Genomic DNA, 16,198 nt, shown 5'->3' on the forward strand with positions numbered 1-16,198 from the left:
GCTTTAGCCGGCGGCTAAGCCGCTTTGTAGTAGCTGGGGTATGGTGTGCTCATGTCGGTGCCGCATCTGTCCTGGTTCGTGCCGATAGCGCGGTCACTTTCATCACAGCTAGCACGGTGCAAGATGGCGCTGACGGAAGGCTGCTTGCCGGTATTTAGGCGCGCCGGCGTGGCAAGAAAAAGCCCGCCTAGCAGGCGGGCACAACTCCGGTTGAGGAGAGGAGAAAACAGACGCAGAACAAGTTATTTATAGATTGGTCTGCTTGTACCGGTGGCTTTTTTATGACGAAATACAGGAAAAGAGCGTTCTGCGAACCTGCTTGTTGCATTCTGGCTGCGTCAGCTTAGGGGCTGGTTATTAACCGTGTGCGCTGGCGGATATGCGCTGCGTACACTTCGGCATGTGAGGCCGCTACCTTGCGTGCCAGCAGCTGGTGCTCCCAGCGCAGACTCAGGCTACCGTCTGGTTGCCCCCGTAACAGCACGTGCAGACCGGCATGCTGCCATTGCCAGTTATTGCTGTTCAGCGCTGTGACAGGCAGGGTGCCGTATTGCTGTTGCAGGGCATGCAGTAGCCTTTCGCCTTGCCCGGGTGCGTATTCAAGGTCTAGCTGGTATAGCTGATCGTCAAAAAAACCCAGTCTGACCATGCGTGCGCCATCAATTGGCCACTCGCTCAGCGTGGTGCGGATGACTCGCCGGTTGGGGATGTTTTCCGGCTTGCTGCTGAGAAAACTTTCTTGGGCGTTGGCATAGTGTTCTGTCACGACTTTGGCCTGTTGCTGCTGCCATAGTTGTTGCGCTTGCTGGTAAGCGGTCTGCCCCGGCTGCAAGCTGCCGGGAGTCTGACTGGCGGCCGTAAGCGGCAAGTTGCTAGCCAGCAGGATGAGCAGGCTGTGACAAAGGCGCAGTAACATTGCAGAGGTCCCGGCATGGTGGTGATGGCATATTCTTTTGGCAAATCCCCCATTTATCAATAGTGCTTTTGAATAAAGCGCACTATTTTGACAGCGTATTTCATTGTTGCATGTTGGCGAACGGCGCGCTGTAGTTCATGCTCAGGGCATGAGTATGCTGCGTCCAGGCGGTTTGGCCACCACATAGCCGGCATACACTTCTATGTTTGATGTGCGTACCAGCCTGGCCAGCGGGCGGTGTTCTATTTGCAAGTTCAACGCCCCTTGCGTGTCCGCCAGTAGCGATACCCATACCTCGCCAGTGTCCCAGTATGCTTGCCGCCGTTCGCTGCCGGACACGCTGCTTGGCTGCCCGTAACGCTGGCTGAGCTGGCGGATGGCTTCGTCTATGCCGATATGGCGCGCATAGCGCCCGCTGATGCGGAACAACACGCCGTCAAAGAAGAAAAACCTTGCCGTTTCAAGCTGTTCCAGCCCGGCTAATTCGCTGACGATGACGCGAAGATTGCTTACTTCGCGGCCGCTGTCATTGCGAAAGCTCTCTAGCGCATTGCCATAGCGCTGGCTGAGCAGGCGGCCGGCATGGCGTTGCCACAGTTGTTCGCTTTGTCGCATGGTGCTGTGGCCTGCCTGCAGATCGAGCCAGCCTCGCTGCAATGGCGTATTGGTGCTATTGCTGGCCAGCGCGGGAGCGCTGGCCAAAGGTGGCAGGCAGAACAGACAGGGCAGGGCAATAAGGGCAATGAGTAGGCGCATGGTCGTGGTAGGCAATCTGCTTGCGAGGGTGAGTCATTGCCCGATGCTCTACAGCCACAAAATTGGCAATAAAAAAAATTAAACTATCCGAAAAAAACATTTAATTGGAAAAGGCTATCTGTGTTTGGCATGATGGCTCCTGTCGACAACGACACTTCTCAAACCAAGGAGCCGAGCATGTCCATCATCAATAGCCAGATCAAACCGTTCGCCAGCAAAGCCTTCCACAACGGCCAGTTCATCGACGTGACTGACCAGACCCTGCTGGGCAAATGGTCCGTCGTGTTCTTCTACCCGGCCGACTTCACCTTCGTGTGCCCGACCGAACTGGGCGACCTGGCTGACCTGTACCCGGAATTCCAGAAACTGGGCGTGGAAATCTACGCCGTGTCCACCGACACCCACTTCACCCACAAGGCGTGGCACGACACCTCCGACACCATCAAGAAGATCCAGTACCCGATGCTGGCTGACCCGACCCACCTGATCTCGCGCAACTTCGGCGTGCTGATCGAGGAAGCCGGCCTGGCCGACCGCGGCACCTTCGTGATCGACCCGGAAGGCAAGATCCAGATCGTTGAAATCAACGCCGGTGGCGTAGGCCGCGACGCAGCCGAACTGCTGCGCAAAGTGAAAGCCGCCCAGTACGTGGCTGCCCACCCGGGCGAAGTGTGCCCGGCCAAGTGGAAAGAAGGCGACGCCACCCTGGCCCCGTCGCTGGACCTGGTCGGCAAGATCTAAGCGCCCACCACGCTGCAGCCGCAGGCTGACAGCTCAGCAGTTTGACGAGGTTGGCCGGCCTCTCCCGGCTAGCCTCGCCCCCCACCCGACATTCATTGCCGGGTGCCCCGGAAAGCGGCCTTGCGGCCAACCTTTGCCTCGCCAAAGCCGCTTTCCCGGGTACCCGTTACCAAGGAGCACACCATGCTGGACACCAATATCAAGACCCAACTGCAAGCCTACCTCGCCAACCTGCAACACCCGATCGAGCTGGTCGCCAGCCTGGGCGATGGCGCCAAGGACGAAGAAGTGCGCGGCCTGCTGGCCGACATCGCCAGCCTGTCTGGCAAGGTAGATGTACGTTTTGACGGCAAAGACGCCCGCAAACCGTCGTTTACCGTAGCCCGAGCCGGCGACACCGCGCCGCGCGTGCAGTTTGCCGGCGTGCCGATGGGCCACGAGTTCACCTCGCTGGTACTGGCGCTGTTGCAAGTGGGTGGCCACCCGTCCAAAGCCGGCCAGGACCTGATCCAGCAAGTGCAAGACCTGCAAGGTGAATTCACTTTCGAAACCTACATCTCGCTGTCGTGCCAGAACTGCCCGGACGTGGTGCAGGCGCTGAACCTGATGGCGGTGCTGAACCCCGCCATCCGCCACACCATGATCGACGGCGCGCTGTTCCAGGCCGAGGTCAACGACCGCCAGATCATGTCGGTGCCCACCGTGTACCTGAACGGTGAGGTGTTCGGCCAGGGCCGCATGGGGCTGGAAGAAATCATCGCCAAGCTCGACACCGGCGCCGCCGCCCGCGACGCCGAGAAGCTGGCGCAGAAAGACGCCTTCGACGTGCTGGTGGTCGGCGGTGGCCCGGCCGGCGCCGCTGCCGCCATCTACGCCGCCCGCAAAGGCATCCGCACCGGCGTGGTAGCCGAACGCTTCGGCGGCCAGGTGCTGGACACCCTGGGCATTGAAAACTTCATCTCGGTCAAAGAAACCGAAGGCCCGAAACTGGCGATGGCGCTGGAGCAGCACGTCAAGGAATACGACGTGGACGTGATGAACCTGCAACGCGCCAGCAAGCTGATCGCCGCCAGCGACAGCGGCAGCGGCCTCACCGAAGTGCAGCTGCAAAACGGCGCCACGCTGAAAGCCAAGTCGGTGATCATCGCCACCGGTGCCCGCTGGCGCGAAATGAACGTGCCGGGCGAGCAGCAATACCGCAATAAGGGCGTGGCCTACTGCCCGCACTGCGACGGCCCGCTGTTCAAAGGCAAGCGCGTCGCCGTTATTGGCGGTGGCAACTCCGGCGTGGAAGCCGCCATCGACCTGGCCGGCATCGTGTCGCACGTTACCCTGCTGGAATTCGGCGACGCCATGCGCGCCGACGCCGTGCTGCAAAACAAGCTGCGCAGCCTGCCTAACGTCACCGTGATCCTGCAAGCGCAAACCACCGAAGTCACCGGTGACGGCAGCAAGGTGAACGGCCTGCGCTACACCGACCGCGTCAGCGGCGAAGCACGCCACATCGAGCTGGAAGGCATCTTCGTGCAGATCGGCCTGCTGCCCAATACCGACTGGCTGAAAGGCAGCATCGAGCTGAGCAGCCGCGGCGAGATCATTACCGGCCGCCACCAGGACACCAGTGTGGCCGGCGTATTCGCCGCCGGCGACGTCACCGACGTGCCGTACAAGCAGATCATCATCGCGATGGGCGAAGGCGCCAAAGCCGCGCTGGGCGCGTTCGACCACCTGATCCGCAGCAGCGCGCCGGCCGCCTGAGCCTTCACTGTGTAAAGCCTCCTTGGGCGCCCCGTGGTGTGACAACCCGGGGCGTTTTTTTGCTGGCGGGGCTGGCCAGTTTATCTTGCCTTATCAAGGGAATGTGGCTGAAAGGTGTCAGCCAATAAAAAGCACTTCAATTTGCGGCCAACTTCAGGTAAAAAGAGCCATCACGTCATGCCCGCCAGCCGGGTGTGACGCTTTTTGTTTCTGGCCCGCGGCTGCACGTGTGTTGCTACCGCGGGCCTCACGTTTTCACGAGAGGAGACCCCGTGTCCCACGGCGATACCCCATCCGATGTATTTCACCTGGGCCTGACCCGCGCCCAGCTCGAGGGCGCTACCCTGGCCATCATTCCGGGCGACCCGGCACGCGTTGAACGCATTGCCCGCAAGCTCGACAACCCGCGCCACCTGTCTACCCAGCGCGAATTCACCACCTGGCTGGCCGAAATCGATGGCAAGCCTATCGTGGTGTGTTCCACCGGTATCGGCGGCCCGTCCACCTCGATCGCGGTGGAAGAGTTGGCGCAGCTGGGCGTGCGTACTTTCCTGCGCGTCGGTACCACCGGCGCCATCCAGCCGCATATCAATGTCGGCGACGTGCTGGTGACCACCGGTGCCGTGCGCCTGGACGGCGCCAGCCAGCACTTTGCGCCGCTGGCCTACCCGGCGGTGGCCGACTTTGCCTGCACCACCGCGCTGGTGAACGCCGCGCGTGACGCCGGCCAGGCCGTGCACGTGGGCATTACCGCGTCGTCCGATACCTTCTACCCAGGCCAGGAACGCTACGACACCTACAGCGGCCGCGTGGTGCAGCACTTTGTCGGCAGCATGAAAGAATGGCAGGCGATGGGGGTGATGAACTACGAGATGGAATCGGCCACCTTGCTGACCATGTGCGCCACCATGGGCTTGCGCGCCGGTATGGTGGCGGGGGTGCTGGTGAACCGTACGCAGCAGGAAATCCCCGACACCACGCAGATCAAGGCGTCGGAAACCACGGCAGTGGATATCGTCATCGCTGCTGCCCGCCAGCTGGTCTAAGCCAGGCTATGCGGCCAACCCTGGTCGCTGGCGCAAAAAAGCCCTGCCTTTTCAAGACAGGGCTTTTGTCTTTTGCTGATGCCAGCCCTAGCGCGGCAGCAGGCGCAGCAGCCGGCCTTGCGGCGCATCGGTCAGCACATAGAGCAGGCCGTCCGGGCCCTGGCGCACATCGCGTACACGCTGGCCGTCACTAACAGCCAGTTTTTCTTCGGCGATCACACGTTGCCCCTGCAGCGTCAGCCGCGCCAGGTAGCCGAACTTCAGCGAGCCGGTAAACAGGCTGCCCTGCCACGCCTTGCCGTAACGGTCGCTGCTCAGCCACGCTAGGCCCGAAGGGGCGATCGACGGTGTCCAGTAGTGCAGCGGTTGCGCCATGCCCTGCTGCCGGGTAAGCCCGGCGCCGATCTGCCCGCCGCCGTATTGCTGGCCGTAAGTAATGACTGGCCAGCCCTGGTTGCTGCCGGCAGCGGGGCGGTTCAGCTCGTCGCCGCCTTGCGGGCCGTGTTCTACCAGCCACAGCTGACCGTCGGGGCCGATGCTGGCGCCTTGCGGGTTGCGGTGGCCCAGGCTCCAGATGGCAGGCTGGGCATCCTTGCGGCCAACGTAGGGGTTGTCCGGCGGGATGCTGCCGTCCGGGCGCAGCCGTACCACCTTGCCCAGCGTGTTGTCCAGCCGTTGGGCGTCCTGCATGCGGCTGAAGCGTTCGCCCAGCGTCAGGAACAGCGTGCCGTCGCTTTGCTGCGCGATGCGGCAGCCGAAGTGCAGGCGGCTGGTCACCGCCGGCTGCTGGCGGAAAATCACCGCCACGTCCTGCAGCTGCTGGCCATCGGGGCTAAGCCGGGCGCGCGCCAGTGCCGTGCGGTTGCCGCCGTCGGCGGCTTCGCTGAAGCAGAAGTACAGCTGGCGGTTGTCGGCAAAGCGACGGTCGCTCACCACGTCCAGCAGGCCGCCCTGGCCGCCGGCATCCACCGCCGGCACGCCGGCCACCCGTGCCAGGCTGCGGCCATTGGCGTCCAGCAGCCACAGTTGGCCGCGTCGCTCGCTTACCAGCATGCGGCCCTGGTCGATAAAAGCCAGCGCCCACGGGTGGTGCAGGGTGTCGTTCAGCACCTCGCTGCGGACAGGCTGGCTTTGGGCATGTGCCAACAGTGGCAAGGCAAGCAAGGGCAGGGCGAGGCGATGCATGGCGGGCTCCGGGCGCTAAAACGGCTAAGACGCAGGTATTACACAAAAGTGCCGACCAGCCATCATTTGCCGATAGCGGGCTGTGTGCAGCATGACGATGATGATTCTTGGGCTGTGCATGCTTGATTTTATGGAATTATGACCGGATTTTTAATCATATCGCGGCAGCGGAACCCGCGTGCCAAAGTCATGCTCTACATGGCCAGAGGCTTGCCTGTGTGAAAACGCAGTAGCGGGTTTCAGTGTCCGGCCTTCTGGCCATTTACAGGGAGAGTGATGCACATGAACGAAGTCGCGAGTGTCGGCACCCCGCTGTTATATGCCGGCTTTACCTTGCTGGTGGTGGTCTTGCTGGCTGCCGATTTTCTGTTGTTGCGTACCCAGGGCAACCACAAGGTGACCGTGAAAGAGGCCGCCTGGTGGTCGGTAGTATGGTTTGCTGCGGCGGCAGCGTTTGGCGCCTGGTTCTGGTGGTACCTCAATGGTCAGTTTGGCAGCGCCGTGGCCAACCAGAAAACGCTGGAATACGCTACCGGCTATCTGATCGAAAAAGGTCTGGCCATCGAAAACGTGTTCGTGTGGATTACCATCTTCACCTACTTCGCCATCCCGCCAGAGTTCCAGAAACGGGTGCTGTTGTGGGGTGTGGTGGGGGCCATTCTGATGCGGGCAGTGCTGATCTATCTGGGCGCCGTACTGATCCAGCAGTTTGACTGGATCTTCTACGTGTTCGGCCTGTTCCTGGTGGTAACCGGCATCAAGATGTTCATGTTCACCGGCAAGCAAAGCGACCTGGGCAGCAACCCGCTACTGCGTTGGCTGCGTCAGCGCGTACCGCTGACCGATACCCTGCATGGCGAGCGTTTTGTGGTGCTGGAGCGCGGGGTGAAGGTGTTTACGCCGCTGTTTGTGGTGCTGGTGCTGGTGGAGGTAAGCGACCTGATCTTTGCCATTGACAGCATTCCGGCCATTTTTGCCGTCACCAAGGACCCGTTCATCGTCTTTACCGCCAACACCTTTGCCATCCTGGGCTTGCGGGCGATGTACTTCCTGCTGGCCGACATCTCCGACCGCTTCCATCTGCTGGGCTACGGTCTGGCCGTCATCGTGACCCTGGTGGGCGTGAAGATGCTGCTGATGGATGTGTATAAGGTACCCATCCTGTGGATGTTGGGCACGGTTGCCGTCATCCTGACGGTATCCATCGTGGCTAGTCTGCTGTCGCCGCGTCCGCAAGGCGAGGCAAACAAAGGTGGCACTTAAGGCTTCACCGTACTTGCGGCGTGATCACGCCACCTGAACAAGCAACCCGGTTTGCGCTGCAAGCCGGGTTTTCTATTCAAGGTTGGCCGCAGCGGTGCTGCTTGGCGTAACTGGCGCGGGCGATCTGCTGGATTTCGCACGACACCTGCACGTCCAGCGCCGGGTCGTCGGGGCAATGCTGCAGTAGTGCGGCCAGTACCTGTTGCGCCAGCGCCTGCTGTACCGCCTCGCTGCGGCCTTCCAGGATGGCCAGCCGGGCGTGGATGAAGGCACGCTGCGGATTGCTGGCGGTGCCCACCTGATGGCAGCTCACCGCATAGGCGCGGCTCTTGATGTCGATCTCGCTGAACTGGCCGCTGGCGTCCAGCGCACGGTTGGCTTGCAGCAGCGCGGCGGCGGCGTCGAAGGTGGCGAGGTTGTCGCTGTATTCCAGGTAAAGATGGGGCATGGCGTTTCGGATGGCAGCTTGGGGTGGCCATGATAGCGCAGTTGCCGCATGCGCCCGCAAGTGGCCAAAACATGCGACAATCGCGCCAGTTTTTGCGGGCAGCCACGGCTGCCCGCCGTCGTTTGTTACCGAGAGCCTGCCATGTCCCAGAATGCCAGTGTGCGCGTGTTGTCGCTGATCCCGCCGATGACGCAGCTGAATACGCCTTACCCGTCCACCGCCTATATCACCGGCTTCTTGCGCTCGCGCGGGGTAACGGCGGCGCAGGAAGACCTGGCGCTGGCGCTGGTATTGCAGCTGTTTTCTGCCGACGGGCTGCAGGCTATCCGGCAGCGTATCGACGCCATCGCGCCGAAGAAGCGCAGCGCGCAGGTGCGTTTCTTCGTGGACAACTTCGAGCAATACCTGGCCACCATCGACCGCGTTATCGCCTTCCTGCAAGGGCGCGACAGCACGCTGGCGCACCGCATCTGCAGCCGTGGCCTGCTGCCGGAAGGCGCGCGCTTTGCCGCGCTGGACAACTACGTGGACCCGGAAGACCCGTACGGCGGCGACCCGCTGGCGTGGGCGTTCGGTGCGCTGGGCAGCTACGACCGTGCCCGTCACCTGGCCACGCTGTACCTGAACGACCTGGCCGATGTGGTACGCGACGCGGTGGATGGCCGCTTCGAGTTTGTGCGCTATGCCGAGTCGCTGGCGATGAGCCAGCCCACCTTCGACCCGCTGGCACAGGCGCTGGCGGCCCCGCCGACGCTGGTGGACGACACGCTGGCCACGCTGGCCATCGCGGCGGTGGAGCGCCACCAGCCCGACCTGGTGTTGCTGTCGGTGCCGTTTCCCGGCTCGGTGTACGCGGCGTTCCGCATTGCGCAAACCATCAAGGCACGTTGGCCGCACATCCGCAGCGCGCTGGGCGGCGGCTTCGTCAATACCGAGCTGCGCGAGCTGAAAGAGCGGCGCGTGTTCGACTACTTCGACTTCGTCACGCTGGACGACGGCGAAAAGCCATTGCTGGCGCTGATCGAGCACCTGCAGGGCCAGCGCGGCGTTAGCCGCCTGGTGCGTACCTACGTGCGCGACGGCGACGCGGTACGCTACATCAACATGATGGAGGCCGACATCCCGTTCGAGGAGGTGGGCACCCCCACCTGGGACGGGCTGCCCATCCACCGCTACCTGTCGCTGCTGGACATGCTCAACCCGATGCACCGGCTGTGGAGCGACGGCCGCTGGAACAAGCTGACGGTGGCGCACGGCTGTTACTGGAAGAAATGCAGCTTTTGCGACGTAACGCTGGATTACATCTCGCGCTACGAAACCGCGTCTGCCGAGACGCTGGTGGACCGTATCGAAGCCATCATTGCCGAAACCGGCCAGACCGGCTTCCACTTTGTGGACGAAGCGGCGCCGCCCAAGATGCTCCGCGCCTTGGCCGAGGAACTGCTGCGGCGCAAGGTGTCGATTTCGTGGTGGGGCAATATCCGCTTTGAAAAATCGTTCACCCCCGAGCTGTGCCAGCTGCTGGCCGAATCGGGCTGTATCGCCATTTCCGGCGGGCTGGAAGTGGCGTCCGACCGCCTGCTGAAGCTGATGAAAAAAGGCGTGTCGGTAGAGCAGGTGGCACGCGTGACGCAGGGCTTTACCGAAGCCGGCATTCTGGTGCACGCCTACCTGATGTACGGCTTCCCCACCCAGACAGTGCAAGACACGGTGGACGCGCTGGAGTACGTACGCCAGCTGTTCGACAACGGCTGCATCCAGAGCGGCTTTTTCCACCGCTTTGCCTGTACCGTGCACTCGCCGGTGGGTCAGCACCCCGACGAGTACGGCGTCAAGCTGATCCCGCTGCCGGAAGTGACGTTTGCCAAGAACGACGTCGGTTTCATCGACCCCACCGGTACCGACCACGACACACTGGGCCGTGGCCTGAACAAGGCGCTGTACAACTACATGCACGGCATCGGCCTGGACGCCGACGTGCGCGAGTGGTTCGACATGCGCGTGCCGCGCAGCCGTGTGCCGCGCCATTTCATCAGCAAGGCGCTGAACCCGCAGCGCTAGGCTGCCGCAGCCTGGTGTGCTGGCGTTTGACAAGCTAATAGCCGCTCGCCGCACAGGCGGCTTTTGTCATGTGTTTTGTTTTATCGATACTGCGGCCAACCCGAGGTCAGGGTTGGCCGCATTTTCTTTTGCCAGCGCGGGGCGTGCTGGAGTAGGGTAGCGACCCTTGTTTGACGTTTTTGTGAAGAGACGATGCGCTACGCCGTTTACTACGCGCCCGCACCGCGCAGCGCCCTGTGGCGCGCCGGCAGCGAATGGCTGGGCTGGGACGCCGCCCGTGGTGTCACCCTGCTGCCGCCGGCACTGCCCGGTGGCCTGCTGGCCCGCCTGGCACCGCTGACGCGCCGCGCTGCGCACTATGGCTGGCACGCCACGTTGAAGGCACCGTTCCGGCTGGCGGATGGCGTGGACGAGGCGACACTGTTGCAACAGGTGGCCGCCTTGGCCACCACCTGCACGCCCTTTTCGCTGCCCTTGCATATAGGCACGCTGCGTGACGCCACCGTGTTGCGCGTGGCGGGCGATACCGCGGCTATTGATGCGCTGGCCGAGCGCTGCGTGCGCCAGCTGTTGCCGCTGGGGGCGCCGGCGCCGGATCGCCCTGGCCTTAGCCCGCGCGAAGTCGAGCTGCACGCGGCCTGGGGCTACCCCTACGTGCTGGACCAGTTCTGCTTTCACCTGACGCTGGCGCAGCGCAGCCGCGAACCGGCGCTGCAGGCGGCCATCGAGCGTGCCGCCATCACCCATTTCGACCGCGTGCTACAGGCCGATGTGGCCGCGCTGTCAGTCTTCGTGGAAACCCGGCCCGACGAACCAATGCGGCTGCTGGCCGAGTGCGGTTTCGATGGCAGCCTGACGCGCCATCTGCGCTGACGCGGCAGAGGCGGTACCCGAAAGCGATGCGGCCAACCGGTAACAGGTTGGCCGCATCGCTTTTGTATTGGCCGTTTAGCCTGCTGGCTGTGGCGTCAGCTTTTGTTGCAGGCAGGCCGGGCACAGGCAGTCACTGCTAGTGCCGCTGGCGCTGGCCAGCGGTGGTAGGTCGGCGCACCAGCAACCGCCCTGGCTGCCGCCACTGCCGCAGGCAAACGCGCTGCCGCACTGCGTGCAGTGCAGCTGGCGCACCGCTAACGGCTGGCGCAGGCTGGCGATACGGTCCAGCGCGGCCTGCTTTTGCGCATTACTGGCGCGCGACCAGCCGCTGACTTCGTCCAGCGTGCGCAGGCAGCCGGTGCAGTAGCGGCCGCTGGCGTCCAGCTTGCATTGCTTGATGCAGGGTGAAGCGACCTCAGTCATCGCCGCCATCCGTCAGCGTAAAGCTGGCCAGCAGCAGCGTGGCGCTACCGTCGCAATGAAGCGTCAGCTCGGTGGCCGTGTCTTGCCAGCCGGCTTCCAGGGTGTGCAGTGTCTGCTCGCCGCATTGCACCTGGCCGGCCGCGACAAACAGCAGGCTGCGCGCTGGCAGCGTCACGCGGTGGCTGCCGGCGTCCAGTACCAGCTGCTGACAGCGGTGGCTGGCCTGGCCACGCCGGCTCATCACGTTGAAGTCGCGCACTTTGCCGCCCAGGCGCAGGCCGGATAGCGACAAGGCGCCGTCGAACGCCATCGGTGGCTGGCCGGCCAGCAGGGTGCCGAACAGCTGCGCGCCGTTCATCAGCGCCAGGCCGTCGCCATCCAGGATGGCCAGGCTGCGGTCGATGCCGGGGAAGTGCGAGAACGGGCCGTCGCTATCCACTTCGGCCACGCTGATACGGTAGATAAAGTTGTCCAGGCTGGCCCCGGGTGGGAAGGCCAGCAGCTGGCGGGTACTGCCGCCGCCGTTTTTCCAGGTACTGGGCGGGCAGTCCAGTAGTCGAATGATGTACATGATTATTGTTTGATGTCTCTGTGCCGAGGCGCGATGGTAGCATGGCTGTTTCAATAAGGAAGAGTCGCGATGACCGACATCACGCTGCGTATCGCGGGGGGCGACGATGCTGCCGTTCTGGCCCGCCTGCACACCGCCAGCTGGCAGCATGCCTACGCCGGCCAGCTGCCGGCGGCGTTCCTGCGCGACGAGCTGGACGATTTCATGGCCGCCAAATGGGCGGCGCGCTTGGCCGAGCCTGCCGGCAGCTACCGTATTGCCATCGCCTGCGTCGATGACGAGCCGGCCGGCTTTGTCTGTCTGTGGCCGGCTGCCGAGCCGGACAAGGGGGTTTACCTGGACAACCTGCACGTGTTGCCGGCGTTTCAGGGCTTCGGGCTGGGCCGGCGCCTGATGGCGTGGGCCGCTGCCGAAGCGCAGCAAGGTTGGCCGCAACAGCCGCTGTTTTTGTACGTGCTGGCCGCCAACGGGCAGGCGCGAGCGGTGTACCGCCGCATGGGCGGATTTGAAACGATCCATCAGGATGTGGCGATGCCGGGCAATGTCACGCTGCCGGCCATGCAGGTAGCGTGGCAGGATGTGCCCGCCTTGCGCCGATTGCTGCAACGCGACGCCTGACGCGTCAACCGGCTTGTCGCAGCGCGATGGCGGGGTGCGTGGTAGACTTGCGGCATTGCTTTTTCATCTGCGTGCCAGCCCGTGCGGCCAAGCCGTGGCGCGGGCGGCATGTTTTGCAATCTCATGGAGCCCTGCATGTCCTCTTCGATTTTTGCCGCCGTGGAAATGGCACCGCGTGACCCGATCCTGGGTCTGAACGAAGCATTCAACGCCGACACCCGACCGAACAAGGTCAACCTGGGGGTCGGCGTTTATTACGACGACAACGGCAAAATCCCGCTGCTGGCCGCTGTGAAAGCCGCCGAAAAAGCCCGTCTGGAAACCATGCCGCCGCGCGGCTACCAGCCGATCGAAGGCCCGGCTGCCTACACCCAGGCCGTACAAAACCTGCTGTTCGGTGCCGGTAGCGAGCTGGCTACCTCCGGCCAGGTAGTGACCGCCGAGGCGCTGGGTGGTACCGGCGCACTGAAGATCGGTGCCGACTTCCTGAAACGCCTGAACCCGAACGCCAAGGTGTACATCAGCGACCCGTCGTGGGAAAACCACCGTGCGCTGTTTGAATCCGCCGGTTTCGTGGTGGAAAACTACCCGTACTACGACGCAGAAACCCGTGGCGTGAACTTTGCCGCCATGAAGGCCTTCCTGCTGGGCCTGGACGCCGGCTCCATCATCGTGCTGCACGCTTGCTGCCACAACCCGACCGGCGCCGACATGAGCGACGCGCAGTGGGCGGAAGTGGTAGAAGCCTGCCGTGAAAAAGGCCTGGTGCCGTTCCTGGACATGGCTTACCAAGGCTTTGCCGACGGTATCGAAGCCGATGCGGTTGCCGTGCGCCTGTTCTCGGCTTCCGGCCTGCAGTTCTTTGTATCCAGCTCCTTCTCCAAGAGCTTCTCGCTGTACGGCGAACGCGTGGGCGCACTGTCCATCGTGACTGCCAGCAAGGAAGAAGCCGGCCGCGTACTGTCGCAGCTGAAGCGCGTCATCCGCACCAACTACTCCAACCCGCCGATCCACGGTGGCGCCGTAGTAGCCGCCGTACTGTCCAGCCCGGAACTGCGCCAGCAGTGGGAAGACGAGCTGGCCGGCATGCGCGACCGCATCCGCGCCATGCGCAGCGCGCTGGTGGAAGCCATTCAGGCCCAGGGCGTCGCCCAGGACTTCAGCTTCGTGATCAAGCAACGCGGCATGTTCAGCTACACCGGCCTGACCGCTGCCCAGGTAGAGCGCCTGAAAGAAGAGTTCGGCATCTACGCCGTGTCCACCGGCCGTATTTGCCTGGCCGCGCTGAACAGCAAGAACATCGGCTACGTGGCCGAAGCAATTGCCAAAGTGGTGAAAGCCTAAGCACGCTCACCGGCCGGCCTGCGCCGGCCGCCAAACCAACCCGCCATCCGGCGGGTTTTTTCATGGCTGCCGGGAAAGCTACGCGGCCTGCAGCAGCCCGTGGCAGCCCGGGCTAAATACCACTTTGGGAAGTAAGTGGGCAGCACTAAACGGATCAGCCCGCATGTCGCGGGCTGATGCGGGGAATGATCAAGGTTTGTTGACGGGGCCGGGCTTAGTCATCGTGCCCGCGGTAGTGGTCGGGGCCGCGATGCTTGTGGCCGTGCTTTTTGTGGCCCCAGGCTTTGCCGTGCGGTGCTTGGTATCGGGCTTTGCGGTAATCTGGGTGACCATGTTGTTGCACCACCACGGTTTGCGGTTTGTTCTTGGCGGCAATGACGGCACCGGTAGCGCCGCCGATGGCGCCACCAATGATGGCGCCGTTCTTGCCGCCGACGCTCTGGCCGATGGCGGCACCGGCTGCACCGGTAGCGGCGCCGACGATGACACTGTGCAGGTCGTCGGCGTGTGCCTGGAAGACAAGGCTGCTCAGCGTCAGGGCAGCGATAGTCAGCGTGTGGCGCATGGTGTTTTCCTTGTTACTTTATCGATACCGGCAGTGTAGGCAGCAGCCGGCAGTCAATCTGCCGTGCTTTGGTGTGGGCTGTGTGACGGTGTGTGACAGCAGGCGCTTGACGAAAACGGACAGTTTGAAAAAAATTTCCGCGTGTTCATGACTTGCTTTTGCTCGTATGTCTGCGGATTCTGCCTGCATGGAGTGTGGCGCCTGCTGCGCCAGTTTTCGTGTTTCCTTCTACTGGGCCGAAGCGGAGGACGGTGGTGGCACCGTACCGGTGGCCATGACGGAGAAGGTGGACAGTTTTCATCGTTGCATGCGCGGCACCTGGTCTGCCGCGCCGCGTTGTGCCGCGTTGCAAGGCGAGGTTGGCCGCAAGGTGGCCTGCGGCATTTATGCGCAGCGCCCCAGCCCTTGCCGCGAGGTAGCGCAGGGGTCGGTGCAGTGTCAGCGCGCGCGGGCGCGGCACGGGCTGCCGGCGCTGGTACCGGTACCGGCTTGAGGCCAGACAAGCAAACGCCCGGCATAGCCGGGCGTTGCCACTGGTGCGGCGTCTAAGGTCAGACTTTGTGCTGACAGGGCGTCAGTTCCATATTGGTCAGCAGTTCCATCACCTCTACCGACGCGCGTTCCATTTCTTTCAGTGCGCGGGTGGCGCGGTCGAAGTCGCCGCTGTAGAAGGCCTGCAGCGCTTGGCGGCCCTGCTCGTGTACGCGCTCGTGCGGGGCGTCCAGCTGGGTGTAGGCGTGGCTGCCACGGCATTCGTCGTGACCGCGGCCTTCAAAGTACCATTTGCCCAGCCGGCAGTTGCGGTGGCTGGATACCTGGTCCGGGTTTAGCGTGTGGTAGCCGATGAAGGCCTTGTAGATGTCCAGCTTGAACACGATGTGGTCCAGCTTCACCACTTCCATGAAGCTGGTGTTGGTGCCGGTGGCAATGGCGTTGGCCATCGCCTCGCTGTCGTTTACCAGTTTCTTGATAGCGGTGGCGATTTCGATACCGGTATTGCGATAACCCTCGGCCTGCTGTGCCGCTTCGCCTACTTGCTGCTTGGTATCCGAGGACGCGGTTTCCACGTCGGTTACCAGGCTGGCAATTTCATTGGTGGCCTGGCTGGTGCGTTCCGCCAGCTTGCGCACCTCATCCGCCACCACGGCAAAGCCGCGGCCTTGCTCGCCGGCGCGGGCTGCTTCGATGGCCGCGTTCAGCGCCAGCAGGTTGGTCTGGTCGGCTACATCCTTGATCAGCTGCACGAACTGGCGGATCTGGCTGGTTTTGCCGTTGAGGGTATCCATCTGGCGCGCAGTTTGTTGCTGGGCGTCGGCAATGCGGGTGAAGCTGTCGGCCAGCGTGTCTACTGCGCTGCGGGTGTGGTGCAGGCTGGACACGGCGTCGGTGGCTAGCGCGAATTTGCTTTCCATCATTTCTGCCAGCGCCGCAAACGACGCGCGAATGCTGGCGGTGCTGTCACAGAAGTCGCCAAACGGTTCGCGGTATACCGCCCGCTTGGTGTTGTTGGCTTGTTCTTCCGATTGCTGCTGCTGGCACTGCGCCAGTTGCTGGCGGTTGATTTCCAGCTCACCGGCCAGCTGGCGGTTTTGCAGTTCCAGTGCGTCGATCTTTGCCTGTAGGGCATCTA

17 protein-coding genes and 1 pseudogene are annotated in these 16,198 nt (G+C 63.1%); 9 read left to right on the forward strand and 9 right to left on the reverse strand.

Annotated features, from left to right (window positions below; translation table 11 throughout):
- Positions 1-343 precede the first annotated feature (343 nt).
- Positions 344-916: a hypothetical protein gene (locus ACK4FZ_RS12275; RefSeq protein ID WP_409821313.1), complete on the reverse strand. Its 573-nt coding sequence runs from the start codon at positions 914-916 to the stop codon at positions 344-346.
- A 141-nt stretch (positions 917-1,057) separates the two neighbouring features.
- Complete coding sequence (locus ACK4FZ_RS12280) at positions 1,058-1,672, reverse strand: hypothetical protein (RefSeq protein ID WP_409821315.1); 615 nt, start codon at positions 1,670-1,672, stop codon at positions 1,058-1,060.
- A 177-nt stretch (positions 1,673-1,849) separates the two neighbouring features.
- Here ACK4FZ_RS12280 and ahpC point away from each other — a divergent pair, with 177 nt between their 5' ends.
- From ahpC to udp, 3 genes are all read left to right on the forward strand, one after another.
- Positions 1,850-2,413, forward strand: a complete 564-nt coding sequence (ahpC, locus tag ACK4FZ_RS12285) for an alkyl hydroperoxide reductase subunit C (RefSeq protein ID WP_409821317.1) — start codon at positions 1,850-1,852, stop codon at positions 2,411-2,413.
- Positions 2,414-2,596: 183 nt separating this feature from the next.
- Entirely contained in the window at positions 2,597-4,171 is a 1,575-nt protein-coding gene (gene ahpF, locus ACK4FZ_RS12290; RefSeq protein WP_409821320.1) for an alkyl hydroperoxide reductase subunit F, read from the forward strand.
- Between the two features lie 272 nt (positions 4,172-4,443).
- Entirely contained in the window at positions 4,444-5,217 is a 774-nt protein-coding gene (gene udp / locus ACK4FZ_RS12295; RefSeq protein WP_017509372.1) for a uridine phosphorylase, read from the forward strand.
- A gap of 87 nt (positions 5,218-5,304) precedes the next feature.
- Here the strand turns inward: udp and ACK4FZ_RS12300 are convergent, their stop codons facing one another.
- Positions 5,305-6,402, reverse strand: a complete 1,098-nt coding sequence (locus ACK4FZ_RS12300; RefSeq protein WP_409821323.1) for a PQQ-dependent sugar dehydrogenase — start codon at positions 6,400-6,402, stop codon at positions 5,305-5,307.
- 282 nt (positions 6,403-6,684) lie between these two features.
- Between ACK4FZ_RS12300 and ACK4FZ_RS12305 the strand changes: the two genes are divergently transcribed.
- On the forward strand, positions 6,685-7,665 hold the full coding sequence (locus ACK4FZ_RS12305) for a TerC/Alx family metal homeostasis membrane protein (protein WP_409821325.1): 981 nt from the start codon (positions 6,685-6,687) through the stop codon (positions 7,663-7,665).
- 76 nt (positions 7,666-7,741) lie between these two features.
- Here the strand turns inward: ACK4FZ_RS12305 and ACK4FZ_RS12310 are convergent, their stop codons facing one another.
- Positions 7,742-8,113 (reverse strand): 5-carboxymethyl-2-hydroxymuconate Delta-isomerase, encoded by a 372-nt coding sequence (locus ACK4FZ_RS12310; protein WP_409821328.1) that lies wholly within the window; start codon positions 8,111-8,113, stop codon positions 7,742-7,744.
- Positions 8,114-8,254: 141 nt separating this feature from the next.
- Between ACK4FZ_RS12310 and ACK4FZ_RS12315 the strand changes: the two genes are divergently transcribed.
- Together ACK4FZ_RS12315 and ACK4FZ_RS12320 are read left to right on the forward strand one after the other, a co-directional pair.
- Complete coding sequence (locus ACK4FZ_RS12315) at positions 8,255-10,174, forward strand: B12-binding domain-containing radical SAM protein (RefSeq protein WP_409821331.1); 1,920 nt, start codon at positions 8,255-8,257, stop codon at positions 10,172-10,174.
- Positions 10,175-10,366: 192 nt separating this feature from the next.
- Positions 10,367-11,047, forward strand: coding sequence for a DUF1045 domain-containing protein (locus tag ACK4FZ_RS12320; protein WP_409821333.1), 681 nt, complete (start codon positions 10,367-10,369; stop codon positions 11,045-11,047).
- A 75-nt stretch (positions 11,048-11,122) separates the two neighbouring features.
- Here ACK4FZ_RS12320 and ACK4FZ_RS12325 read toward each other — a convergent pair whose 3' ends face one another.
- Complete coding sequence (locus ACK4FZ_RS12325) at positions 11,123-11,470, reverse strand: DUF1289 domain-containing protein (protein ID WP_409821336.1); 348 nt, start codon at positions 11,468-11,470, stop codon at positions 11,123-11,125.
- Positions 11,463-12,041, reverse strand: coding sequence for a HutD family protein (locus ACK4FZ_RS12330; protein ID WP_409821339.1), 579 nt, complete (start codon positions 12,039-12,041; stop codon positions 11,463-11,465). Before ACK4FZ_RS12330 ends, ACK4FZ_RS12325 begins: the two co-directional genes overlap by 8 nt.
- A gap of 69 nt (positions 12,042-12,110) precedes the next feature.
- Between ACK4FZ_RS12330 and ACK4FZ_RS12335 the strand changes: the two genes are divergently transcribed.
- Complete coding sequence (locus ACK4FZ_RS12335) at positions 12,111-12,659, forward strand: N-acetyltransferase family protein (RefSeq protein WP_409821340.1); 549 nt, start codon at positions 12,111-12,113, stop codon at positions 12,657-12,659.
- A 135-nt stretch (positions 12,660-12,794) separates the two neighbouring features.
- Entirely contained in the window at positions 12,795-14,003 is a 1,209-nt protein-coding gene (locus ACK4FZ_RS12340) for an amino acid aminotransferase (RefSeq protein WP_144373556.1), read from the forward strand.
- 214 nt (positions 14,004-14,217) lie between these two features.
- Here the strand turns inward: ACK4FZ_RS12340 and ACK4FZ_RS12345 are convergent, their stop codons facing one another.
- Positions 14,218-14,568 carry a hypothetical protein gene (locus ACK4FZ_RS12345; protein ID WP_409821342.1) on the reverse strand — a complete coding sequence of 117 codons (351 nt, stop codon included), beginning with the start codon at positions 14,566-14,568 and terminating at the stop codon, positions 14,218-14,220.
- Between the two features lie 166 nt (positions 14,569-14,734).
- Between ACK4FZ_RS12345 and ACK4FZ_RS12350 the strand changes: the two genes are divergently transcribed.
- Complete coding sequence (locus ACK4FZ_RS12350; protein ID WP_409821344.1) at positions 14,735-15,061, forward strand: YkgJ family cysteine cluster protein; 327 nt, start codon at positions 14,735-14,737, stop codon at positions 15,059-15,061.
- 58 nt (positions 15,062-15,119) lie between these two features.
- On the opposite strand, the gene ACK4FZ_RS12355 is transcribed toward ACK4FZ_RS12350, so the two are convergent.
- Both ACK4FZ_RS12355 and ACK4FZ_RS12360 read right to left on the reverse strand, forming a co-directional pair.
- Positions 15,120-15,509, reverse strand: a complete 390-nt coding sequence (locus ACK4FZ_RS12355; protein WP_409821391.1) for a CZB domain-containing protein — start codon at positions 15,507-15,509, stop codon at positions 15,120-15,122.
- Between the two features lie 45 nt (positions 15,510-15,554).
- Positions 15,555-15,812, reverse strand: a pseudogene (locus ACK4FZ_RS12360) (methyl-accepting chemotaxis protein); the annotation flags it as partial.
- Positions 15,813-16,198 lie beyond the last annotated feature (386 nt).

Source organism: Vogesella sp. (assembly GCF_046297735.1).
Taxonomy (GTDB): Bacteria; Pseudomonadota; Gammaproteobacteria; order Burkholderiales; family Chromobacteriaceae; genus Vogesella; species Vogesella urethralis.